Genomic DNA, 24,766 nt, shown 5'->3' with positions numbered 1-24,766 from the left:
ATGAAAAAGCAAGGCATCTTGAACAGTCATATATCTAAAGTGTTGTCTGACCTGGGACATACCGATACGATCGTGATCGCCGATGTGGGGCTTCCGATTCCCGAAGGCGTCACGAAGATCGATTTGGCGCTGACGCTAGGCTCGCCGAGTTTTGAGGAGACCGTCAATGCAATCGCATCCGATATGGAAATCGAGAAGATCGTGGTTGCCGAAGAAATGAAAACAAATAATTCCGAAGCACTTCATTATATAGAAGATAAATTTGAAGGATGCGACATCGAAGCGTGTCCTCATGAAAAATTCAAGCAGCTAACTCGACAGGCCAAAGCCGTGATCCGCACAGGCGAGGCTAAACCATATGCAAACGTCATTTTACAAGCGGGCGTCTATTTTGGATAAAGCTTATGCTTACGAAGTCAGTTTTGCTATGAAGTTCAATCTAAGGAGCATAGCTCCGCAAAACTTTTAGGAGGAGCCATTATGCAGATTCAAATGAATGGGATTCACAAAGCTTTTGGCAGCAACCAAGTATTATCCGGCGTCGATTTTGAACTGCGCGAAGGCGAGGTTCACGCCCTGATGGGTGAGAACGGCGCTGGTAAGTCCACCTTGATGAATATTCTTACGGGCATGCATGCAAGGGATAAAGGAACTATCCTGATCGACGGTAAGGAAACGTATTTCACGAGCCCTAAGGAAGCGGAACGACATGGCATCGCCTTTATCCATCAGGAGCTTCATGTATGGCCAGATATGACCGTACTTGAGAATCTGTTCATCGGCAGGGAGATGTCCTCATCATGGGGACTTCTGAAGACAAAGGAAATGAAGGCGTTTGCAAATGAGCAGTTCAAGAAGCTCTCGGTCGATATTCCGCTAAACATCGAAGCCGGACAGTGTTCAGTAGGTCAGCAGCAGATGATCGAGATTGCCAAAGCGCTCCTGACGGACACCAAAGTCATCATCATGGATGAACCGACTTCAGCACTGACGGAGAGGGAAATTCAGAAGCTGTTTGAGGTCATAGAGTCACTGAAAAAAGAAGGCGTGTCTATCGTCTACATCTCGCATCGGATGGAAGAGATCTTCACGATCTGCGACCGGATCACGGTCATGAGGGACGGCCGTACCGTGGATACGAAAGACATACCACAAACGAACTTTGATGAGGTCGTCAAGAAAATGGTTGGTAGAGAGCTGACCGAGCGTTTTCCTGCAAGAAATCCGAATCCGGGCGAGATCGTGCTTGAGGTGAAGAATGCATCGCGCAAGGGCTTGTTCGAGAATGTAAGCTTCCAGGTACGTTCAGGCGAGATTGTCGGTTTTTCCGGACTGATGGGTTCGGGCCGCACAGAGATCATGAGAGCTTTGTTTGGTCTGGATCGTTTGGAGAGCGGTGAAATCCGCATGTTCGGCAAAAAAGCCGTGATCAAAAAGCCGGTTGACGCCGTCAAACTCGGAATCGGTTTCATCACAGAAGACCGCAAGGACGAAGGCTTGGTTCTCGACTTCTCCGTACGTGACAATATGGTGCTTCCTAGTCTCAGTGGTTTTACGTCAAAAGGCATCATTTCATCGCAAAAAGAAAAAGTGTTCGTCGATGCGCTGATCAAACGTCTGCAAATCAAAACCCACACATCCGAAACTGCAGCTGGAAATCTGTCAGGCGGTAATCAACAGAAGGTCGTTATTGCAAAGTGGATCGGCATCGGACCCAAGCTTCTTATTCTGGATGAACCGACCCGGGGAGTGGATGTCGGCGCCAAGCGCGAAATCTACCAGCTGATGAATGAGCTGACAGGTCATGGCGTTGCCATTATCATGGTATCCTCCGAACTGCCGGAAGTACTCGGCATGAGTGACCGGATCGTGGTTGTGCATGAGGGGCATATCACCGGAGAATTAAGCAAAGATGAAGCGACGCAGGAAAAAATAATGACTCTGGCGACTGGGGGACAGTAAAATGACAACAATGAATGAAGCAAAAACAGCCAAAGGCTTTCAGCTATCGCAAATCACGCAAAAATTAGGACCGCTGCTTGGCCTGATTATCATGATCATTATCGTATCGGTTCTGAATCCAAGCTTTTTGCAACCGCTTAATATACTGAATCTGCTGCGACAGGTATCGATCAACGCATTGATCGCGTTTGGCATGACGTTTGTTATTTTGACAGGCGGGATCGACTTGTCCGTCGGTTCGATACTGGCATTGTCCAGTGCATTCGTCGCGAACATGCTCGTGGCAGGCTTTGATCCGATTCTCGCAATCATTATCGGCTGTTTGCTCGGCGGCGTAATGGGAATGATCAATGGTCTTCTGATTACCAAAGGGAAAATGGCGCCATTTATCGCCACACTGGCCACGATGACGATTTTTAGAGGCTTGACGCTCGTATACACTGACGGCAACCCGATTACGGGTCTTGGTGACAGTATGACGTTCCAGCTGTTTGGACGTGGTTATCAGTTCGGTATTCCAGTTCCTGCCATCACGATGATGATTACCTTTGCCATCCTGTGGGTGATTCTGCACAAAACCTCCTTTGGTCGTAAAACCTATGCCATCGGCGGCAACGAAAAGGCAGCGATCGTATCCGGTATTAAAGTAACGCGCGTTAAAATCATGATTTATTCTCTGGCAGGTATGCTGTCCGCCTTGGCAGGTACAATCCTGACATCCCGTCTAAATTCGGCGCAGCCTACGGCCGGTACTTCCTATGAGCTGGATGCGATCGCAGCAGTTGTCCTTGGTGGTACAAGCCTTTCCGGCGGCCGCGGCCGAATCGTAGGCACGCTGATCGGTGCCCTGATTATCGGTACGCTGAATAACGGGCTGAATTTGCTCGGCGTATCTTCCTTCTACCAAATGGTTGTCAAAGGTATCGTTATCCTGATCGCCGTACTCATCGACCGGAAGAAATCCGCTTAAAGGAGAGACACATATGAAAAAGCTAACGTTCTTATTGGCAGCACTTCTGCTTATTTTGACCACCGGATGTTCAATGGAACCGCCTAGCTGGGCCAAGCCTAAAACAGGCGGAGATATTAAAGATATGAAAATCGGCTTGTCGATTTCTACCCTGAACAATCCGTTTTTCGTTTCCTTGAAGGACGGCGTTGTGAATGAAGCGAATAAGCACGGCATTGAAACGATTGTGGTTGACGCCCAGAACGACTCGGCCAAGCAAAGCAATGACGTGGATGACCTGATTCAAAAAGGTGTGAATGTTCTGCTAATCAACCCTACCGATTCCGCTGCGATTTCAACTGCCGTACAATCAGCGAACAATCTGGGTATCCCGGTCATTACCTTGGACCGTTCCGCGGACAAAGGCGATGTGAAGGCGCTGGTCGCTTCGGATAACGTGAAAGGCGGAAAAATGGCGGCTGAATATATCGAAAAGCTGCTCGGCAAAAATGCGAAAGTGATTGAACTTGAAGGTGTGCCAGGGGCGTCGGCTACCCGCGAACGCGGCAAAGGCTTCCATGAAGTGGCGGATCAAAATCTGAATGTCATCGCGAAGCAATCTGCAGATTTTGACCGTACGAAAGGTCTGAACGTCATGGAAAACCTGCTGCAGGCGAATCCAGATGTACAAGCCGTGTTTGCTCATAACGACGAGATGGCGCTGGGTGCGATCGAAGCGATCCAAAGCTCCGGCAAAGACATTCCCGTGATTGGTTTTGACGGCAACGAGGATGCTTTGAAGTCGATCAAGGACGGCAAGCTGACCGCAACCGTTGCACAGCAGCCGGAACTGATCGGACAATTGGCGGTACAAGCGGCACTTGACGTACATCAAGGCAAGCCCGTGGACAAATACATCCCTGTGCCGCTGAAACTGGTGACGAAGGAATAACGTTTGAAAGAATGTATGAAGAAGGAGAAGCATCTAGCAACGATAGATGTTTTTCCTTCTTTTCATCATTCTTCGCTGTAAGCGTATTCCCATTGACGTATCCGATTAAATAAGCTAACCTTGAACACGATTCATGGAGATCTATCATCGTTTCATAAGGGGGAAATGAAGTGGCAAAGATTCCTGTTATCATTAGTACAGATCCAGGCATCGATGATGCAGCGGCGCTTGGAATGGCATTTTATCGAAATGAACTGGATATTCAATTAATCACAACTTTACATGGGAATGTAGATATTAACAAAACAACGGTGAATGCGTTGAAAGTAATCACCTTTTTTGGCGAACAGACACCGGTTGCACGCGGGATGGAATCGCCACTCTTTATTGAACCAGTAAGCACTGACGTTCACGGTGAATCCGGCATGGACGGATATAATTTTCCCGAAAGCACGCAGCAGGTCATCTCAGAGCATGCGGTCGAAGCGATGCGTTCCTTGCTCGAAACTTCGGGCGAAAAAATAACGCTCGTGTCTATCGGCCCTCTGACCAATATTGCAGTATTGCTTCTGATGTATCCTCACATCAAAACCAAAATCGAACGCATTGTCCTCATGGGAGGTTCTTTGTCTGGCGGAAATGTGACCAGCGCGGCCGAGTTTAACATTTGGGCCGATCCGCATGCCGCCAAAATCGTGTTCGATTCCGGTTTGGACATGGTCATGATCGGCCTGGATGTAACGCTGAAAGCGTTGATCGGAAACGATGAACTTGCAAATCATCAGAGCAAAACCGCGGAAATGTTCAGCGCCACCTTCCGGCATTACCGGGACGGCGATATGGAAAATGGGGTCGTCATGCATGACATGTGTGCGATTACATATTTAACGAACCCTGACATTTTCAAAGTCGAGCCCAAGCGCGTAACCGTTGTTACAGATGGACCCGCCATAGGCATGACGATGGAAGTTAGCGGCGAGCCAAACATTCAGGTAGCGACCGGGATTGATCAGGAAGCTTTCCGGAATTGGTTTTTGGAAACTTTGGAGCGGATGATCTAATAAATCATAGTTTCACACCAAAAGAGAACATATACGTATTAGAAGTCGCGGAAATCGCGGCTTTTTTTCTTATTTCGAAATCTAAAATCGGATTAGAAACGCGATTCGGTCAATCCCTAGGTTACAATGAATTAGGCGATGAGGCCAAGGTATATCCGTTAGCTTTCTTGGGATTTTGTCACTTCCCTGTGATTTTAAAATAAAATTTTTGGTGTAAAATGAACTTTCTCAATCTTTGGAATCTCTTATCTATGAAAAGGGGAGAGAACATGAACGTAAGCCAACTTGTGAATCAAGCCCAAAATGGCAATAAAGAGGCTTTATTACAACTCATCATGGCCGATCAGAACGCGTATTATCGCCTTGCATATACCTACATGGGCAACGAGCACGATGCGATGGATGCGATGGAAGACATGATTGTCACACTGTATGAGAAAATTGATCAATTGCACAATGGCGAGGCATTCTACAGCTGGAGTAAAACCATTCTCGTCAATCGGTGCAAAACATTATTCCGCAAAAAAGGGCGATATTCTTCGCTGGACGACGAACAAGAACATTCCCTTACCACAATCGCAGATGATAATCCATATCGCCATACCGAGTCTGAACTGGATTTGCAGGTACTGTTATCCCATCTTAATGCACAACAACGGGAAGCAATCGAACTTCGCTATGTTCACGATCTTCCGTATCAGACGATTGCGGATATGACCGGTGCGCCGCTAGGGACAATCAAATCAAGAATCTCGCAGGCAATTTTAAGACTGAAAGCGATGATTGGAGGTGATCGTTATGAAGACGATCGAGGAGAAATTAGAGGAATATAAACAGTCGATGAATAAGGTAGAGGCACCTTCAGGACTTGAGGGAAGACTTCGGGAAGCACTGGAGCGTGTTCCTGTGAAGAAAAGAAACATGAATAAAGCTTGGGCATGGGTTGCGTCAACTGCCGCAGCGCTCATTCTAATGCTCGGAGTATATGAGTATCCTGCCTTCGCTTATTACGGAAGCAAGTTGTTTAATGAAGCTGGTTTGAACTCGCTCAGCTTCGCTGAAGTGATGGAGCAGGGCTACGGACAAGAGGTCAACAAAAGCATAACGCTTCAGGACGGTACCATTTTCACCATTCAAGGCGTGATTGCGGACGATAATGTATTTCGTATGTATTACACCTTTGATTGGCCTGAGGGTACCAAAAAACCGGACTCAATTTTTTCACGTTACAGCTTTGATCGTGTTAAGGGGTTCTTGACCGACTCCAATTTGCTCGGCGGAGGCGGAGGTCCCAGCCAAAACAAGAACCAGTACATCGGCTATTATGAATTCGAGCCAGTCAGTCCATTCTCCCGAACATTAACCCTTACATTCAGTGAATGGCTGGATAATGGGGAGAAGTTATCTTATCCGATCACCTTCGATTTTGAAGCGAACAAAGCGATGAAAAGCATCATTAAAGAGGATCTTTCAGACTCCATCGATGTCGATAAAGGAACGATTTACTATGATTCCATTACGGCTTCGCCAACTTCAACTATCGTGAAGGGGCATTATGAACTAGAAGAGAATCCGAGATTCCCAGGCGAAACCAAGCTTTATGTGAATGGAATAGAAGTTGCGTTTGTTATGAGTAAAGGTCCAGATTTCCTTGAATTTGATCCGCTCCCTACAGATAACATTCAATCTATTGACCTTGTACTCGAAAATTTTGAAGGATACCACAAAATCAATGAACCCATCTCGCTTGCGTCACCATCCGATCGATCCATTAAAGTAGGTGATGAAAAGTTTTGGATTCGAAACGTAACTAAAACCGATACAGGCTATGATATCGTCATTGCCAGAAAACAGTTTACGTTCTTGGATACGGACAATTTATCCATCCAAGCTGGAGGTAAAGTCGTTCCAGTATCATCGATCTCTAAAGAGCGTCCCTGGGATTTGAAGAATGGCAACATTTTGTGGGAGCAGACGTATTCTTTTAACACCACGGACAAGCCGGAATTCCTGCTGGTGGACGGATACCAATATATTAAAGCCTATAATAAGAAAATTTCGATTCCTGTAGATCTCAAAAAATAAAACCATGTTATTTACGTTAAAAGCCACAATTATGCGGCTTTTAACGTACCAATGGTCTACCCTTGAAGTTCCGGCCGAGCCCATATCAAATGAATCATGCCGTTCCAGTAACGCTCCATACGTTCAATCCGAAGACCGGAGCTTGTAACGAGCTGTTCGATATTCCGGTTCCAGTGGCAGCCGGACATTTTGCGTGCGACCGGATTCAGCAATCGCTGGGCCGATTTCAGCACCGGATTCTTTCCGAGCCCATGCTCCAGCAGGTAGACGCGGCCCCCCGGTTTGCACCATCGGCTGATATTGCGCAGCACTTGTTCCGGATCATCGTACCCGCACAGGGATAGAGTAGAGACAACACAATCAAAAGAATGCTCCTGGAAGTCCAAAGCTTCAATATCGCTCTCGATAAAATGGACCTGCATGTGCAGTTCATTCGCAATCCGGCGCGCACGCTGGAGCATCATCGGGCTGAAGTCCACCGCGGTGAGCCGAACCTTGTCCATTTCGTAATAAGGAAAATTGGCACCGGCACCAACGGCAATCTCAAGCACGTCACCCTGTACGCCTTGTAGCAGCTTTTTTCGCCATTTTCCCATCATCCGTTTGCGTGTACTTTCTTCATACATGGCCGACTGCTTGTCGAATTTTCGAATCAGCTTTTGCTTATCCAAGTTATATTCCTCCCGGTATTTTTTTTCAATTTTGTTCATGCTCCTCATGATCTATTAATTCAGCTTCCCGCATCTGCTTGAATATGCCTGCGGCATACAAAGGACCCTTTAAGTTAATCTTTGTCATGATCAAAGCGATTTCGTATGGCGATTCCCTGCGGCCCTGCTTCAGCCATTCCTGAATGATGCCCATGTGGGCCGAAGCAATGTAAGCGACAAGATATTCCGTCGGCACAAGGGCGTTTTCTTTTTTGATGAAGGGGGTCACATTTTTCTCAAATAGATACTTCCACATCATGGACTTCAGCCGAGGATGGAAGGCGGGGTCTCCTTTAGGCCCAAGAATGGTTTTCAAAAAATCCGCATGCTCGTTGATATATTCTAATGCATTTACGATTTGCGGAACGGGCTTATCCATAGAGATGAGTAATTCCTGATTAAAGGGTTGTAATGTGCTGATGATCGCGATCAACCCTTCAATCAACTCCTGTTCGCTTTGCTCTAGAAGATCGTACTTATCCCGGTAGTGAAGATAGAACGTTCCGCGGTTAATGCGGGCTCTGGTGGTGATGTCTTTTACGGTCAGCGCCTCAAAACCTTTTTTTTCAATCAGCTCCGTCATGGCATCCCTTATAACGGCTTTCGTGCGAAGAATTCGCCGGTCGGTCGGTTGATCCATACTTGCATTCCTCCTAGTAAACGAATTTATTTCGTTCGCGGACAGTTAATGATCACATTCGGAGATTCTGTTCATTGTAGTAACTCTATGGATTGATTATAATGAAGGCATGGAAGATAATCAACGCGGTGTTCATTATCTTATGGAGGTTAGACGTATGGAAACGACAGTAAAGGTGCAGCAGGTCAGCAAGAGCTTTGGCAAGAAAACGGTGCTCTCCGGAGTTGATTTGAATATGGAGAAAGGTCAGATTTACGGGCTCATTGGTCCGTCTGGCGCCGGGAAAACAACGCTTGTGAAAATGATGGTCGGCATGGATATGCCGGATGAGGGCTTGGTTGAGGTCCTTCAAACGAAAATGCCAAGTTTGGCCATGCTCCAGCAGATCGGGTATATGGCTCAATCGGATGCTTTGTACAATGAACTCACTGGCGAAGAGAACCTTAAGTTTTTTGCTTCGATGTTCAAAATGGGCAAAACGGAGCAGAAAGAGCGGATCAGCTATGCCGCAGAGCTTGTTAATCTGAAGGATGAGCTTGGCAAAAAGGTAGCTGCCTATTCCGGCGGCATGAAACGAAGATTGTCCTTGGCGATTGCACTCATTCATAATCCGTCCGTACTCATTCTGGATGAGCCGACGGTCGGAATCGATCCGGAGCTGAGACAGTCCATTTGGAATGAGTTAACCCGGCTCAAGAGCGACGAGCACAAAACGATTATCGTTACGACGCATGTGATGGATGAAGCGGATAAATGCGATATGCTGGCCATGGTGAGGGAAGGGAAGATTCTGACCCGCGGCACACCGGAGCAGCTGAAGCGGCAGTACCATGCCACGAGCTTGGAAGAAGTATTTCTGCAGGCAGGAGGCAGAGAGTCATGAGAATCAAAGCGCTAGTACGAAGAATCTGCGAGCAGCTGCTGCGAGACAAGAGAACATTGGCAATGCTGTTCTTGGCACCACTGCTGGTGTTGTCATTGATGTATTATTTATTTAATCATACGGGGAATGCATCTGACGCCAAAATTGGCGTCGTGAACCTGAATCCCAAAATTATTGAGCAGATGAAGCAGCAGGGAATGGATGTTGTTTCCTATGAGAAGGCGGATAAGGATACGCTGGTGCAGGATCAGCTGGATGCAGTCATTGAAATGCAGGACTCAGGCATTCATTTAATTCTGAAAAATACGGATCCTTCCCAGTCCAAGGCGCTGCAAATGAAAATCAGCCAAGCGGCCGCCACATTTTCGGACATGAATCAGAAACCGGGGAATGCTGTATCACCCAAACTTACGCTGACAACGGATTATGTATATGGCAGCGCGGATACAACCTTTTTCGATACGTTAAGTCCGATATTGATTGGATTCTTTGTTTTTTTCTTCGTGTTCCTGATTTCAGGCATTGGACTGCTTCGGGAACGCATAACCGGAACGCTGGAACGTTTAATGTCCACGCCGATTCGCAGGGGAGAGGTCATCGTCGGGTATCTGGCGGGTTATGGTATTTTCGCTTTTATCCAAACGGTGATCATCGTGCTCTATGCAACCATGGTGCTGGATATAAACCTGGCTGGATCCATCTGGTATGTCCTGTTAACGAATCTGTTGCTCGCATTTGTCGCGCTTTCGCTCGGAATTCTGTTATCGACATTCGCTTCATCGGAGTTCCAAATGGTGCAGTTTATACCGATTGTCATTATTCCGCAGATCTTTTTCGCCGGTATTTTCCCGCTGGACCACATGGCGAACTGGGTTCAGGTCATTGCCAGAATCATGCCTTTATATTACGGAGCCGATGCACTAAAAAGCGTAATGTACAAAGGACTCGGCTTTTCCGACATCGCTCTGGATCTTGGCGTGCTGGTGCTATTTGCCGGACTGTTTATTGTACTGAATATTTTGGCGCTGAAAAAGTACCGTAAGTTGTAATCGGTGGAGCGTCGGGTAGGGTCTCATATTTTTTTGTAACAAAGGGCCAACGTATGGCGTCTATGTTTGTAAAAGGTGCAATCACATCAGTGGATTGTGCCTTTTTTTAGTTTTGGAGGTCAAAGCGGAATCAGCTCTATTTTTTTGTGACCTATTCTGATTCTGCTGCATCTAATCATCGAAGGAATGTACAACATCGCCAAATCCATTGTGAAGAAGAATTTTTATGTAAATGGTACAGAGGTCAACACGCTATGTCATATTATTAAGGAGGAGAAAAGGCTCCAAATTCTCTGATTGTTCATGGGTTGCAATCCATTTGACCATATTCATATGAAAGTTGCCAAGCTTGAGATTACTCCGGTGACAACAAGGCTGGAAGTGGAACTTACAGGGTTCATTTGAGAACCAGAACTGCTGAAACATGCCATTTAGAGTTTGGTAAATTACAGTCTTTTCTTCAATAAAATAGTTACCAACGTTTTATTCTCTAAAAAGTTATGAAAATTTATTATCAAGACCTAAATTATAAAAATCCTTAAAAATAAAGGAGAGCACACTCTCCTTTTATCAATTAAAGCGTCCTATTCTGGAATAGTCCGTTACTAATATTACCTCGTGAAGCCCTTTTATTCACTTTTCTTGAGCTTTTTGTCTCCAGAATAGTATTTGAATACTGAACAGTTGGGGTAAGCAAAACATAAATCGATACAGCTGCCACTGTATGGGTAATTGCTACGCCCCACAGTGCAACTTGCCAAGCCTCTGTGAACTGTGAATGCCGACAGCGAGGCTCACACTTTTCCAGTTGAACCTAGAACCTCCAAATAGTGCTGATTGTACATAATGCCTAGGATGTTCCCAAAGGGATCGACCACGGAAGCGGTGATGAACCCCTGGCCGCGCTCAGTGGGTGCCTCGTACTCTTTCGCCCCCATAGATAGCAACTTCTTGAAAGTTATGTTACATCGTCGACATGCCAGTACACTACAGCACCGGCCGGGCCGGTCGCTGAACTATCGGGCGCGTAGCGGCTATCGATCAGGCCTAGCTCGTGCTGGTAGTCACCGAGGCGAAACTCGGCATATCCTGGACGTTCGAAGTATGGTTTGATACCCAATAGATCGGCGTACCACTTCTTTGCCGCTTCTAGATCATCCGTCCAAAAACTGACTGTGGTGAGTCCACGTAATATCTGTTTGTCGCTCATAATCGATTTCCTCCTTAATGTTGGGTAGTACATCCCGATGCTAAACTAAATAACATCTTCTGATTAACTTCGATTTACTTACGAATAATCCCTTCCCTTTTTCAAGAAAATGGCCCGTTTGTTGAACAAGTAGGAAACGGAGTGCTCTTAGATTTTTTTATAAACCTCTGCATAAGCAAATTTTAGTTGCTCACGTAGTTCCTTATTTTCTTCATCCAATTTCTTAATTTTCCGTTTACCATTTGATATTATAAAAACACTTCGATCCATCAAATAGAGAAGCTGGGATTCGAGCAAGAGCTGGAACTAACTCAGGGATAATCCGGTTTTTTTACAAGAGATTTTAATGTCCCTTTAATGAACTAAAGCGAGCATAATATTCCATCCCCGGGTAAAAATAAGCCTGAAAAAAACAAAGGAGGATGCAGCAAAATGCCTTTAGTGCCATACGAACCATTCCGCCAACTGGATCAAATGAGACGGGAGATGGACCAGTTCTTCAACAATGATTTTTCTGCTCTCCGTAGTATGCGCCAAAACCTGGGCAATTTGAGTGTGGATGTATACGAAACGGGCAGCGAGGTCGTGGCGATGTGTGACATTCCTGGCTTGGAGAAAAAAGAGGATGTCCATATCGATATTGAACATAATACGCTGTCAATCAGCGGCACGCTCAAAAAGACGAATGATATGAAAGAAGAGCAGATGCATAGGCAGGAACGCTATGTGGGTCGATTCCAACGTTTGGTGACATTGCCGGCTAATGTTTCTCCTGATAACGTAAAGGCCACCTACAAAAATGGGGTGCTGGAGGTCCACATGCAAAAACAAGGGGAAACCAAAAAAAGAATCGACGTCGAGTTCCATTAAGCATTTTGCGATAATTGGAACCCATCAGCGGTTAGTCCAATAGCGGGCTAGCCGCTTTTATTTTTTATCATAAATTTCACCCGCTGTTCTTTGACAACCACTTCAAAACAACTTGAGTACCGTACACAACTGATACAAACGATTCAGCCCCCAAAGCTGCTCTCTGTTGCGCTGAACCAGTGCCTTTCGCGCAGTCTCGATCACCGATTGTAATGTATGCAAGTCACCCTCTGGTAGTTTTGCAATCGCTTGTTTAAGAAGAACCACGTCGCTGGAATAGACTGCGTTTTGGGTCGATTTCAACAGCCAAATTTTCACGGCTTGAAACAGGTCATAATGGCGATAGTGATTTGTTTCGTTATTTCTCGCAGACTGAATGTACCCCTCCTTTTCCCAATACCGGAGAGTGGATGCAGATAGATTCGTAGCTGTCGCCATTTCCCCTATGGTCTTCCAGTTACTGTCCCCCCTTTGTTCCTCTTTGATCTGTACCAGCAGCCCTTCAGCTTCATCCAGCATTTTGCGATCCTCATGCGTGGCAGCTTGGGCATCGTTGAGCAACCAGAGCGCTTCCCCAAGCTCTTTTCGTTGAAGCAGAGAAAGGACAGACGAGGTGATTTCCATGCCGAACCCTGGCGACATGGCAACGATGCATTCAAAATAGGCAGCATGCTCGGAGGTATATTCTCGATATCCATTGGGAGCCCTCCTGGCAGGCGGTACGAGTCCCCGAGTTTCATAGTTTCGTAAAGAGCTTGTACTTATCCCTAACTGTTTGGCGATATCCGCAGGTCGCAATAGACGGTTCATGATTCCCCCTGTTTGCTATTAAGGTTATATCCCTTATAAGGTTTTGATGTTTTCACTCCTGATAATTCGATAGATTTTTATCAAAACCTTTGCATTTGCTTTACTGATATACAATGAAGTTGTAATTCGTTAATAAAAGCGGATGGAGGAATGTGTAGATGATCGAAATGAACCCAGAAATGACAATTGAACAATTGAGTATGGCATTCGATGCGTATATCGAGTGTAACTGGAGCGCGGTGCTTACCGCTAGTAAAGATGAACTTATTGCTCTGTTTCCTGAATATGAGGATGCGACGTACGGCATGTATCTGGGCAAATTAATACCCCCTGCTTGGCAGGAGCTGCAGCGCAATGGATTTCAATTGGTAGACACGGCCAAAGAAGATGATTTTGTGATCGCGGATTGCCTTCTGTTCCGAAATTCATTGGAAAAAGCCAAATGGGGTACTCCAGGTCATGAAATTCGTATTTTTTGGATGGTAATTAAAAATCATCAGGATAAGCCGATCGGCACTCTGGTTATGGAGTTCTCCCATTCTCACATTCAGTTTGACATCCCAGATCGCCCGAAGATCTTCACCTTCGAAGAAACCGAGCGAAAAGAGATTGTGTCCCACATTATGCAGAAACAAAAGACTCATTAGTGCCTCTTAACACGTTAACCCACCCATAACACTATACAACAGGAAGCATCAGCTCAATAAAACAGCGGCAGTCTATGACTTTATTTTCTGGTCCATGTCTGCCGCTATGTTTGTTTTTGAGGTCAGTCCATTACTTTAATTTCGGCGAACATCCGCAACCGATTTGTATTATAATGAAAAAACAGAACAAATATTCTATTGAAATGGTGATGTACGGTTACATGAATTCGTATAATAAGTCTTTGGACTTTGCGGAAATCGATATCAGTGATGATACGGAGCAAGGCAGTTCGAGATTACAGGGAATGAGTATTCCGGAGCGAAAAGAGCGTCCTCCCGGGGATTCGATTCCTTTAATAAAAACTCTGTCAAGAGAACAGCAGTTTGTGCAGCAGGCGAGAGCTTTTGCTGAGCTAACTTGCGAGCAGACGGCTTTTATCCCTTTTATGAGCTATTGGCCCACTTATGAGCAGATGAATGAGGCGCAGCGCAGCTGGTATTTTTACTGGAGAAGCGAGGTGCACACCGGGCAGTATCTATTTACAGACCTGTCTTATATTTTTGTATATCTATATGAGCTGATTCATGGCGTTGGTTGGGAGACTCCAAGTCAGGGCTATGATTTAATGATGCAGCTATGGGACGCTTACGGGAAAAGGTATCCCAAGCTGAACGGGTATATGGCGGATTGGGTCTGCGATTTTGTGCTTGTTCACCAGCTGGAACTTCCTTTGATGGACACCCTCTTGCATTCCGAGACCGCTAAAACAGGCGAACTGTTCGATCTGGAACTGATGAGGCTGTTTACGGATGATCCGGCTTCACTTACGCTTGAGCAGATATTAACGCTATCAGACTACGATGTGCAGCGAAGCAAGTTCTATCAGGAAGGCGGGAGTGTCCTTCTGGAAGCGTATGTGCCTGGAGTGGTCGCACTCGTGGATTCCTTTTTGCAGAAAACAACAGGGAAAAAGCTGGTCAGCACCTTTTACAAAGGCCAGGGAAAGGCGACTCAGCGGTATTTGTTCCGGAGCGCCATCTATGACGCATCGATGTACGGAAAAACGATCCTTCTACAAGTATCCCAGCTTCGGAAATGTCCCCCGCTTAGATATTACATAACACAGCTTTTGCGCTGCACGGAAAATAAACTGAGAGAGCTTCAGCACTTCAAAGGACGCCTTCGGGGCGTGACGCTGAAGAGCGAGACGGAAACGCTGATCCAGCGCTTTTTGGACAAGGAATTTACACCTGAAAAACCGGTTGGACCTGTGATTTCCATTGACCCAGGGCGGCTGGCTGAACTTCAAAAAGATAGTGAAGAAGTACGGAATATGCTGACGGTGGAGGTATGGGATGAGATACAAGAGCCTGAGCATGCTGCTCCTCTTGAATCTAGTCTTGACCTTGAACAACCGGCTGAGGATCAGGCACTGGTGTGGGATACATCCGGTATGGAAGAAGAATGGGCTCTGTTCGCAGGACAGCTTGGACAAGCGCATTTGGACACCTTATTTGCATTAAAATCTCAAGTCGCATCGACTGAGCTAGATCAGATTGCCGAAAAGTACGGCACGATGCCGACGCTCCTGCTAGACGAGATTAATGAGATCGCAATGGAAACCATCGGAGATCTGGTGGTCGATGGAGAGAGCATTACGGAAGATTATATCGATTATTTTGAATCATTGAAGAGGTGAAATGCATGACAGAGTTAAAAATACCGAAACGGCTCACAACAGCGCTTGTCAATTCATTGACAGCAGGGGTGGTGCCGCGAATCGGACTTGAGCATATTGCCGTTGGAAGGAAGCCGGAAGTCGAAGCCATTTTACGGGATATGGACAATATCGCCGAAGGCGGTGCTGCTATGAAGCTCATCACCGGACGTTATGGCAGTGGGAAAAGCTTTCTTCTGCAAACGATCCGCAACTATGCGCTGGACCGTGATTTTGTGACGACCGATGCAGATCTGTCTCCTGAACGCAGGCTGGTTGGAACGAAGGGGCAGGGACTTGCCACCTACCGTGAGCTGATGACCCATCTGTCCACACGAACACGCCCGGATGGGGGAGCTCTTGAGGCTGTGCTGCAAAAGTGGATTTCTACGATTCAGCAGGAAGCGATGAAGGAATGCGATTTGCGTGCGGGTGATCCGGCATTAACCCAGGAGGTCGAGCAGCGCATTTTCGCGGTCACGGCCGAGATGCAGAATCTGGTGCACGGATTTGATTTTGCCCGAGTACTGTCGGCGTATTGGAACGGGTACAAGCTTGGTGAAGACGAGAAGAAACAGGCGGCTTTGCGCTGGCTGCGCGGTGAATTCCCGAATAAGACCGAGGCCAGAAAAGAACTCGATGTTGGCGTCATTATCGACGATGACAACTGGTATGATTACATCAAGCTGTGGTCGGAATTCGTAGCGAAGATTGGCTACATGGGACTGCTGCTTTTTATCGATGAAGGCGTCAATTTATATAAAATATCAAACAGCGTCTCTCGGACAAGCAATTACGAGAAGCTGTTGACGATGTTCAATGATACGATGCAGGGAAAAGCGGAGCATCTCGGCATCTTTCTGGGCGGTACGCCGCAGTTCGTCGAGGACGAGCGCCGCGGCTTGTTCAGCTATGAGGCCTTGCGGTCTCGGCTGGTTGAAGGACGTTTTGCTGGACACGGGTACCGGAACTACACCGGTCCGATTCTGAAGCTGGAAATGCTGTCGCATGAAGAGATTCTGATTCTGCTGCAAAAGCTGCTGCACATTCATGGGCTGCATTTTGGATATACCCCTTCCTTGACCGATGAGGATCTAATTCATTTCATGGAAACGGCCGTCGGGCGGATGGGAGCGGACGAGCTGCTTACCCCGCGTGAGGTAGTTCGGGATTTCATGGACCTGCTGCACACCTTGCATCAGAATCCGGACGCTTCATTCAGCCAGCTGATGGGTGAGCGAATGGCGGCACCAGCGACTGCGGACAAGGAACTGGATGAAGTGGACGATTTTCTGGCGGAGTTTGAGTTATGAGCAGCAGCGGAAACCACATTTTCTACCGTTTGGCACCGTTCATCCAGGAATTCATTTACCGGAAAAGATGGGATACGCTGCGCCCAGCCCAGGTCGAAGCACTCAAAATCTGTATGGATTCTTCCCATCACATGCTGATCGCCGCGGGAACGGCATCGGGCAAAACGGAAGCTGCGTTCTTCCCGGCTTTGACCGAACTGTATGAACGCCCCTCCGCATCCGTCGGAGTTCTATACATCGGACCCTTGAAGGCGCTCATTAATGACCAGTTTGAACGGATCAAGGAGCTGCTGCGGGACGGCAATATTCCGGTCTGGCATTGGCATGGCGATGTTTCGCAGTCGGAGAAAAGCAAGCTGATGCGGAATCCCTCTGGTGTGCTGCAGATCACGACTGAATCTTTGGAGGGGCTGCTGATGAACCGTCCGAATGCCATCCCTGCGCTGTTTCATGATCTCAGATATATCATTATCGATGAAGTACATGCCTTTATGGGGGCTGACCGGGGAATTCAGGTATTGAGTCAGATCGCGCGCATCGAGAAAATGACGGGCTGCTCGCCAAGACGCGTCGGATTATCTGCAACGTTAAGCGACTATGAAGCAGCTAAAGCCTGGCTTGGTGCCGGCAGTAAGCAGCCTGTGGACGCAGTGTCGGTACCGGGTGGACGCAAGCTGCGTTTGCGCGTGGAGCATTTTTCGTTTCCGGATGCGCGGGATGAAGAACAAGCGGAGCATTTGCAAAATGCGCGCAAGGCATATTACGACTTTGTATACGATAGCACGCATTTGAAGAAAGCGCTCGTTTTCACTAATAGCCGCTCGGATGCGGAACTGACGACCCTTGAGCTGCGTAGAGTGGCGGCCCACCGTCACCAGCCAGACGTGTTTCACGTACATCACGGCAGTATTTCAGCCATGCTTCGTGAAGAAGCGGAAGCGGCGCTGAAAAACGGACCTGGTCCGGCCGTCGCTGCGGCAACGCTGACGCTGGAGCTGGGAATCGACCTCGGGGAACTGGAGCGCGTGGTTCAGCTTGGCGCGCCTTATAGCGCATCTAGCTTTGTACAGCGGCTCGGCCGCTCCGGCAGACGGAATGATGCTCCATCCGAGATGCTATTCGTCTGCCCGGAAGAAGAGGACGAAGATGCCATGCTGCCTGCACGTATGCCGTGGACGCTGCTGCGCGCAATCGCAGTCATTGAGCTGTATGTTCGTGATCGATGGGTGGAGCCGCTTGATATCCGGCAAATGCCGATCGGCCTTTTGTATCACCAAACGATGAGCATTCTGAAAAGCAGGGGAGAAGCGACACCTGCCGAACTGGCATCGGATGTGCTGTCGCTGCCTTCATTCCGCCAGATTTCTCCGGATACATATAAAGTGTTCTTGAATTACTTGCTGCAAACCGACCATATTCAATGGACCGAGCAGCAGAGCCTGATTATCGGCCTGACGGGCGAGAAGATCGTGAACAATTTCCGCTTTTACGCTGTTTTCAAGGATGACGAGGAGCATGCCGTATATAACGGTTCAGAAGAGATCGGATCCATTACAACGGTACCGCCGCCTGGATATTGTTTCTCGCTTGCAGGAAAGCTCTGGAAGGTGACCGAAGTAGACACCAAACATAAGGCGGTTTACGTTAAGGCTGCTTTAGGTAAGGTGGATACGTTGTGGCTCGGAGCAGGCGGAGACATTCATACGCTGGTCGTGAGTAAAATGCGCGAAGTTCTGGCGGACCACACCATCTATACGTATCTGTCACCCCAAGCCGTAAACCGGCTGGAGCGGGCACGCAGATTGGCCAGGGAAAGCGGACTACTGAAATCGGTCGTGATTCCTGCAGGCGGCGATTCGATGTTCATTTTGCCGTGGGTCGGCAGTAAGCAGTTTAGGACGCTCGAGCGGCTGCTGAAGAATAACCTGTCCCAGCGCTTATCGCTTCGGTCAATTGTACCCATGGAGCCTTATTACTTCGTTGTTGCGGGAAAAGCAGACAGCGAGGTGCTGCTGGAGGAAATTTTGAAGGAATGTGCAGCCTGCACCGATCCATCTGCACTTTTGGGTCCTGATGAAGCGCCATACCTCGGTAAATACGATGAGTTCGTTTCACCCGAGTTGGTTCGGCAGGCATTTGCGGTGGACGGGCTGGATGTCAATGGACTCAAGCAAGGCTTGAGTAGAGCAATTGACCCTATTGCTGAATCAATTTCAAACGGGAAATCCAGATAGCTGGTTTTTCCCGTTTTTAATTCCCACTCAAGCGACGCTTTATATACTGAAATCCATTTCACCGATACACTTAACCCATCAACCTTTGAGGAGTGATTGAAATGTTTGATATGGTCAAAATCGGCAGAAACATTGCAAAGCTGAGAAAAGAAAAAGGTATGACACAGATGGAAATGGCGGATAAAATGGGGATTAGTTATCAGGCGATCAGCAATTGGGAACGGGGAGAAACGATGCCTGATATTTCCAAACTGCCGGAGCTTGCACAAATCTTTGATGTAAGCATCGATGAGATCTTGGAGAATCATAAAGGAACCAAAATCATTCATACATTCGTAAATAACGATGCTTCTGAGTTTTTGAAGAACAACGACATTACGATCGAAGATTTCACCGATATTGCACCGATCCTGAAAGCCCAGCAGGCGGATGAAGTATTCGAACATATGAAAACGAAATTTAATATCCGCGATATGATTTCGATTGCTCCTTTTGTCAGTACCGAAATCATTGACGAGTGCGCGAGCAAAGCTTATGAAGCTGAAACCATTGAAGATCTGAAATCCTTGGCGCCGTTTATGAGCGAAGAAGCGATCGACGAATGTGCGCGAAAGGCTTTTGAGGCAGATGGAATCGACTCACTGAAGTCTTTGGCGCCGTTCATGAGCGATGAAGTGATCGATGAATGTGCCAGAAAGGCTTATGAAAAAGATGGAATCGACTCACTGAAGTCTTTGGCGCCGTTCATGAGCGATGAAGCCCTTCAGGAATGTGCCCGAAAAGCCTTTGAAGCGAACGGAATCAGCGCCTTAAAGTCCATAGCTCCGTTTCTTGATCATGGAGTAATTGAAAAGTGGATTAGAACCGGACTGGGATATACTTCGTGATTGTAAAGTTAATATAAGCGTAAAAAGGAGCCGTACAGGGCGATACATCATCGAAATGTACAGGCTCATTGTTATCAACCTGAAGATAATGAAGGTGGGAATTCATGAAGCTCGAAAGGCTTGTCTCCATGATTTATATGCTGCTGAATCACGAGATTTTGTCAGCTTCGGCCTTGGCTGAGAAATACAACGTATCACAGCGTACGATTTACAGGGATATTGAAGCGATCTGTGCTGCCGGGATTCCGGTTGTCTCTTATCATGGCGTTAACGGCGGTTATGGCATTATGGAAGAATACAAAATGGATAAAAGCCTTCTCGGTTCCCATGATGTGGACTCCATTATCACGCTCCTCAGGAGCATGTCTACCATTTTTGAGGATGAGAAAGCGGAAGAAACGATACATAAGCTCCAGACCGTTCAGAGAGAATCGCGAAACCCAGCCATGTCGCTCGATATCGGCAGCTGGCGACCGTATAACGAGAATCTTCGGATGATCAAGGACGCGATTGCAAACCAGTTTGTGCTGCAATTTGAATATGTAAGCACCAAGGGCGAACGGGTGAATCGGTCTGTAGAACCGGTTCATTTGCAATATAAATACGACTCATGGTACTTGTACGCATATTGCAGATTGCGAAAGGAATATCGGGAATTCAAGCTGCCAAGAATCATGTCACTTGTCGTCACCGGGGAGCATTTTCTGCAGCATCAGCATGAACCGAAGCCGGCAAAAACCTTTAATGAGAAAACGCATTCCGGAAAAGGGGATACATCCATCACTTTAAGGTTTTCACCTTCTTGCATGGCCAGGGCACTGGACTTTTTTGTAGGCGTGGATAAGCGGTTCAACGAGGATGGGTCACTGGAAATTAATCTTGAGAATCAGGATATGGGCGGGATTCGGTGGCTTATGCCTGTTCTTCTCAGTTTTGGAGATGGAGCGGAGGTTGTGGAGCCTCTGGAACTGAGGAAGATGGTAAAGGATACGCTTCAAAATATGATCGAGAAATATCGGGAAGTATGACAATCCGTTGTCATACTTCTTTTTTTAATATATCGGAGGGAATAACTTTGGAAACCTAAAAGAGGAGCGAGAAGTAAATGAAGCAGCAAAGCAGGCTATCCATGGTCATAGCTGCCCTGTTATTGGGCATTCTGATGGCATCCATGGACAATTCCATCGTCGCTACGGCCATGGGCAATATCGTAGGTGAAATCGGAGGAATGGACAAATTCGTCTGGGTCACCTCGGCATATATGGTTGCTGAAATGGCGGGGATGCCGATTTTCGGCAAGCTGTCCGATATGTATGGCAGAAAAAGATTTTTCATATTCGGGATCATCATGTTTATGATTGGATCGGCGTTATGCGGTACCGCACAATCGATCACACAGTTGGCTGTCTACCGGGCAATTCAAGGAATCGGCGGTGGAGCGCTCGTGCCCATTGCATTTACCATCATGTTTGATACGGTACCGGTTCAAAAGCGAGGCAAGCTTGGAGGGTTGTTTGGCGCCGTATTCGGAATCTCCAGCATATTCGGTCCATTGCTCGGAGCATATATTACGGACTATATTGCATGGCAGTGGATCTTTTACATTAATTTGCCGCTGGGACTTATCGCTTTATGTATGATTGCAGCTTGTTACAAAGAGTCGCATGAGCACTCCAAGCAGCCAATTGACTGGGCAGGAGCCATAACCCTGTTAGGTGCCGTCGTATGTTTAATGTTCGCGTTGGAGATGGGTGGCAAACAGCTGACATGGAGCTCGACCCCAATTCTCTGCTTGCTCGGAGGTTTTGTGTTCCTGACAATGGCATTTCTATACCTGGAGACGAAAGCGAAGGAGCCGATCATTACATTCAGGTTATTCAAAAATAGAGTCTATACATCCAGCGTCGTTATTGGCTTTTTCAGCGGTGCAGCATTTATCGCGGCTTCCGTGTACATTCCGATCTTTATCCAGGGCGTCCTGGGCGGATCAGCGACCAACTCGGGCATGGTACTGCTGCCGATGATGGTCTCATCCGTTATAACCGCAACGCTTGGCGGCAGTCTGATGACCCGGTATTCATACCGGTCCATTATGAGCAGTTCTCTGCTGTTATTAACGGTTGGAGTCTTGCTGTTAACCACGCTCAATCATGATTCTTCCCGTTTGGTAGTTACATTGTTTATGGTTCTGGTCGGGCTCGGCATTGGTGCTTCCTTTTCGGTACTCGGGAATGCTTGCATTCATGGATTATCCTACCGGCAGCGGGGAACGGCGAGCTCAACATTTAACTTTTTGCGGTCACTTGGCATGACCCTTGGCATTACGATGTTCGGTATGATCCAAAATCACGCATTTTCCAGCCGGATGAACGAACTATTTAGCGGCGGAGCATCCGTACCGGAGGCTTTTCAAATGAATGATCCACATGTGCTTTTAACTGAGCAGGCACGTTCAACCATTCCTGAAGAGGTTTTGACGAGCATTTCAGGTGCATTGTCATCCTCTATCGCGCAAACTTTCGCTTGGGCCCTGCTTCCCGTTGTGCTGGCTTTAGCAGCATCTTTGTTCATGGGCAAGTCGAAGCTGGATGCATCTGCGGAATATGCTGCTCATACGGAAGCGACCGAATCATCTGAAACGGTGCAAAGAATTGGTGATAATCCAGCAGTTCAGTAATATGATCGAAACATTCCACAACAACACAAATGAATGAGTGATAGGACACCGAGGGCCTCCCATATACTGGATAATATCCAATGCAGAAAGGAGGTTCTCACAACGCTGCGTACTCGTCATCGCCCATTCGTAGCAATGCTTATCATAATGCTATTGGGCTGGATCATCCCCGCGTATGTGCATGCGGACACACATAGTGCGGGCAACGATCTCGTTATCATCAATAAAAAAACGAATAAACTGGCTTTTTTCCAAAATGGTTCCCTGGTCAAGGTATTTCCCGTAGCCACTGGCAAAACGCAATCACTCACGCCGGAGGGAAGCTTTGAAATTGTTAATAAAATTAAAAACCGTCCGTATTACAAAGAAAAAATTCCGGGAGGCGATCCAAGAAATCCGCTCGGCGACCGCTGGATCGGGCTGGATGTAAACGGAACGAAAGGAACGACATACGCAATCCATGGAAACAGCAACAAAAATGCCATCGGGAAGTATGTCAGCGCCGGATGTATCCGCATGTTTAACGATGATATTCATTGGCTGTTCGATAAGATTCAACTTCATACCACTGCCATTATTACATCGTCTAAGCTTTCATTTGAGGAGATCGCTCAAAAATCTGGTTATCATGTAGGCGAACAGAAATTTGAGGGGAGGCTGTTGATCGACAACAAGGAAGCAGCATTGCGTAGTGATATCGTCCTGTACGATTCCCGGATTTATATTCCTTTACGAGCATGCGTCGAATTATTGGGTGGGGAGGTGCTGTGGAACAACCAATCGAAAAAAGCAACCTTGAAGATTGGGGACCGAACCATTGTTCATCAAGCATTGTCGGATCAGGCAGTTGTTAACGGCAAGACCATTAAGATTACAGCGTCCAGATTTCGTGATAATTCCTTGATGCTGCCGCTGAGAAACTTCTCGGAGCTATCAGGTTATACTGTTCAGTGGGATAACGCTTCCCATACCGTATCCATTACTACTACACATTAAGAAAAACGTCTTTCGAATCTTAAAATAATAGGCCTTATCATGATCATCCGCGGATTACGCGGATTTTTTTTGCCATTTTTAGCCTCTTGATGTTGACGAACCTTGGACAAACTGGATAAAATATAAAGGTTATGTCATTCTAATAAGGTAGATCAACTGTGGGGTAGGCATCTTATGAACAGAAAAATTATAGATATCTTATTGCTTGTTGTCGGTTCATTTATTTTCGCGCTGGACGTTAACATGTTTGTGATTCCGAATGATTTGTCGGAGGGTGGCGTCACAGGCATTACCATTATTCTTTATTATCTTTTCCAATGGTCACCCGGCCTCGTCAACCTGATCTTGAACTCAATCCTGCTTCTCATAGGCTATAAGTTCCTGGATAAGCAGACGACCTTTTATACGATCATTGCCATTGTATTCAATTCCCTGTTCCTGCATTTAACGGAAGGGTGGACCATAGCTTCGAATGAGCTGCTGCTGAATGCCATTTTCGGCGGGGTTTTTGCCGGTGTGGGCATTGGTCTGATCGTCCGTGCTGGCGGTACCACCGCGGGGAGTGTCATTTTGGCGAGAATTGCACATAAGTATTGGGATTGGAATATCAGCTATGCGCTGCTGTTTTTTGATCTGATCGTAGTATTTTCGTCGTTCTTTATCATTGGCGCCCAAAGCCTGATGCTGACCATTGTCATGTTGTTTGTTGCAACGAAGGTGATGGAATTCATCATTGAAGGTTTGAACCCACGTAAAGCCGTGACGATTATTTCCAAAGAATTCGATCATATCGCTCAGGAAATAAACAATACGATGGAACGCGGCGTGACGGTATTTCCCGGCTATGGCTACTATACGAAATCACCGAAAGAAGTGCTGTACGTCGTTATTAATAAACAGGAAGTATCGACATTGAAAAAGATCGTCAAAGCCGTGGACAAGGATGCATTTATTACGATCCATGATGTAAGAGATGTATTTGGAGAAGGATTTATTGACTTAGCTAAATAAATTGAATAGTGATTAAAGGCTGCCGAGTGGCAGTCTTTTTTTGATGTCTTAGGTTCAATTAGCGGAAAATGATGCGAAAAGATTGCCATCTGCTGCGCAGCA

The 24,766-nt window shown here is 46.9% G+C and carries 22 protein-coding genes and 2 pseudogenes; 19 read left to right on the top strand and 5 right to left on the bottom strand.

From position 1 onward, the window contains the following. The 7 genes from rbsD (at position 1) to MUG84_RS24985 (ending at position 7,009) form a co-directional block, all read left to right on the top strand. Positions 1-399: a D-ribose pyranase gene (gene rbsD, locus MUG84_RS25015; protein WP_244730557.1), complete on the top strand. Its 399-nt coding sequence runs from the start codon at positions 1-3 to the stop codon at positions 397-399. A gap of 81 nt (positions 400-480) precedes the next feature. Continuing rightward, positions 481-1,962, top strand: a complete 1,482-nt coding sequence (locus MUG84_RS25010) for a sugar ABC transporter ATP-binding protein (protein ID WP_244730555.1) — start codon at positions 481-483, stop codon at positions 1,960-1,962. A 1-nt stretch (position 1,963) separates the two neighbouring features. Continuing rightward, a complete protein-coding gene (gene rbsC / locus MUG84_RS25005; RefSeq protein WP_244730552.1) occupies positions 1,964-2,932 on the top strand; it encodes an ABC transporter permease subunit in 969 nt (322 codons plus the stop codon). Between the two features lie 13 nt (positions 2,933-2,945). Continuing rightward, positions 2,946-3,863, top strand: a complete 918-nt coding sequence (gene rbsB / locus MUG84_RS25000; RefSeq protein ID WP_244730550.1) for a ribose ABC transporter substrate-binding protein RbsB — start codon at positions 2,946-2,948, stop codon at positions 3,861-3,863. Between the two features lie 170 nt (positions 3,864-4,033). After that, entirely contained in the window at positions 4,034-4,924 is an 891-nt protein-coding gene (locus MUG84_RS24995) for a nucleoside hydrolase (RefSeq protein ID WP_244730548.1), read from the top strand. A 269-nt stretch (positions 4,925-5,193) separates the two neighbouring features. After that, positions 5,194-5,757: an RNA polymerase sigma factor gene (locus MUG84_RS24990; RefSeq protein WP_244730546.1), complete on the top strand. Its 564-nt coding sequence runs from the start codon at positions 5,194-5,196 to the stop codon at positions 5,755-5,757. Further along, positions 5,723-7,009 (top strand): DUF4179 domain-containing protein, encoded by a 1,287-nt coding sequence (locus MUG84_RS24985; RefSeq protein ID WP_244730544.1) that lies wholly within the window; start codon positions 5,723-5,725, stop codon positions 7,007-7,009. Before MUG84_RS24990 ends, MUG84_RS24985 begins: the two co-directional genes overlap by 35 nt. 56 nt (positions 7,010-7,065) lie before the next feature. Here MUG84_RS24985 and MUG84_RS24980 read toward each other — a convergent pair whose 3' ends face one another. Both MUG84_RS24980 and MUG84_RS24975 read right to left on the bottom strand, forming a co-directional pair. After that, positions 7,066-7,680 carry a class I SAM-dependent methyltransferase gene (locus MUG84_RS24980; protein WP_244730542.1) on the bottom strand — a complete coding sequence of 205 codons (615 nt, stop codon included), beginning with the start codon at positions 7,678-7,680 and terminating at the stop codon, positions 7,066-7,068. Positions 7,681-7,705: 25 nt separating this feature from the next. After that, positions 7,706-8,359 carry a TetR/AcrR family transcriptional regulator gene (locus tag MUG84_RS24975; RefSeq protein ID WP_244730535.1) on the bottom strand — a complete coding sequence of 218 codons (654 nt, stop codon included), beginning with the start codon at positions 8,357-8,359 and terminating at the stop codon, positions 7,706-7,708. Positions 8,360-8,516: 157 nt separating this feature from the next. Here MUG84_RS24975 and MUG84_RS24970 point away from each other — a divergent pair, with 157 nt between their 5' ends. Both MUG84_RS24970 and MUG84_RS24965 read left to right on the top strand, forming a co-directional pair. Then, positions 8,517-9,242: an ABC transporter ATP-binding protein gene (locus tag MUG84_RS24970; RefSeq protein WP_244730510.1), complete on the top strand. Its 726-nt coding sequence runs from the start codon at positions 8,517-8,519 to the stop codon at positions 9,240-9,242. After that, complete coding sequence (locus MUG84_RS24965; RefSeq protein ID WP_244730508.1) at positions 9,239-10,291, top strand: ABC transporter permease; 1,053 nt, start codon at positions 9,239-9,241, stop codon at positions 10,289-10,291. Before MUG84_RS24970 ends, MUG84_RS24965 begins: the two co-directional genes overlap by 4 nt. Before the next feature lie 794 nt (positions 10,292-11,085). Here MUG84_RS24965 and MUG84_RS24960 read toward each other — a convergent pair. After that, positions 11,086-11,501, bottom strand: a pseudogene (locus MUG84_RS24960) (VOC family protein). Positions 11,502-11,648: 147 nt separating this feature from the next. Further along, a pseudogene (locus MUG84_RS24955) lies at positions 11,649-11,753 on the bottom strand (DUF6262 family protein); the annotation flags it as partial. Positions 11,754-11,933: 180 nt separating this feature from the next. Between MUG84_RS24955 and MUG84_RS24950 the strand changes: the two are divergent. Continuing rightward, the gene (locus MUG84_RS24950; RefSeq protein ID WP_244730506.1) at positions 11,934-12,371 is read left to right on the top strand and encodes an Hsp20/alpha crystallin family protein; all 438 of its coding nucleotides are present in this window, start codon (positions 11,934-11,936) and stop codon (positions 12,369-12,371) included. A gap of 102 nt (positions 12,372-12,473) precedes the next feature. Here the strand turns inward: MUG84_RS24950 and MUG84_RS24945 are convergent, their stop codons facing one another. Then, on the bottom strand, positions 12,474-13,181 hold the full coding sequence (locus MUG84_RS24945) for a MerR family DNA-binding transcriptional regulator (protein ID WP_244730504.1): 708 nt from the start codon (positions 13,179-13,181) through the stop codon (positions 12,474-12,476). 158 nt (positions 13,182-13,339) lie between these two features. Here MUG84_RS24945 and MUG84_RS24940 point away from each other — a divergent pair, with 158 nt between their 5' ends. The 9 genes from MUG84_RS24940 to MUG84_RS24900 all read left to right on the top strand — a co-directional run bounded on the left by MUG84_RS24940 (position 13,340) and on the right by MUG84_RS24900 (position 24,664). Further along, positions 13,340-13,828, top strand: coding sequence for a DUF6022 family protein (locus tag MUG84_RS24940; RefSeq protein ID WP_244730502.1), 489 nt, complete (start codon positions 13,340-13,342; stop codon positions 13,826-13,828). Positions 13,829-14,049: 221 nt separating this feature from the next. After that, positions 14,050-15,528: a TerB N-terminal domain-containing protein gene (locus MUG84_RS24935; RefSeq protein ID WP_244730493.1), complete on the top strand. Its 1,479-nt coding sequence runs from the start codon at positions 14,050-14,052 to the stop codon at positions 15,526-15,528. Positions 15,529-15,533: 5 nt separating this feature from the next. Then, the gene (locus tag MUG84_RS24930) at positions 15,534-16,859 is read left to right on the top strand and encodes an ATP-binding protein (RefSeq protein WP_244730491.1); all 1,326 of its coding nucleotides are present in this window, start codon (positions 15,534-15,536) and stop codon (positions 16,857-16,859) included. Next, entirely contained in the window at positions 16,856-19,093 is a 2,238-nt protein-coding gene (locus MUG84_RS24925) for a DEAD/DEAH box helicase (protein ID WP_244730489.1), read from the top strand. Before MUG84_RS24930 ends, MUG84_RS24925 begins: the two co-directional genes overlap by 4 nt. A gap of 101 nt (positions 19,094-19,194) precedes the next feature. Continuing rightward, a complete protein-coding gene (locus MUG84_RS24920) occupies positions 19,195-19,980 on the top strand; it encodes a helix-turn-helix domain-containing protein (protein WP_244730487.1) in 786 nt (261 codons plus the stop codon). Between the two features lie 104 nt (positions 19,981-20,084). After that, positions 20,085-21,008 (top strand): helix-turn-helix transcriptional regulator, encoded by a 924-nt coding sequence (locus MUG84_RS24915; protein ID WP_244730485.1) that lies wholly within the window; start codon positions 20,085-20,087, stop codon positions 21,006-21,008. 77 nt (positions 21,009-21,085) lie between these two features. Then, complete coding sequence (locus MUG84_RS24910) at positions 21,086-22,657, top strand: MDR family MFS transporter (RefSeq protein ID WP_244730483.1); 1,572 nt, start codon at positions 21,086-21,088, stop codon at positions 22,655-22,657. Positions 22,658-22,804: 147 nt separating this feature from the next. Next, entirely contained in the window at positions 22,805-23,653 is an 849-nt protein-coding gene (locus MUG84_RS24905; RefSeq protein WP_244730481.1) for a L,D-transpeptidase family protein, read from the top strand. A 174-nt stretch (positions 23,654-23,827) separates the two neighbouring features. After that, on the top strand, positions 23,828-24,664 hold the full coding sequence (locus MUG84_RS24900) for a YitT family protein (RefSeq protein WP_244730479.1): 837 nt from the start codon (positions 23,828-23,830) through the stop codon (positions 24,662-24,664). Positions 24,665-24,766 lie beyond the last annotated feature (102 nt).

The sequence above is a fragment of the Paenibacillus mangrovi genome (genome assembly GCF_022898935.1).
Taxonomy (GTDB): Bacteria; Bacillota; Bacilli; order Paenibacillales; family Paenibacillaceae; genus Paenibacillus_AQ; species Paenibacillus_AQ mangrovi.
This window is presented reverse-complemented; position numbering and strand designations above follow the sequence as displayed.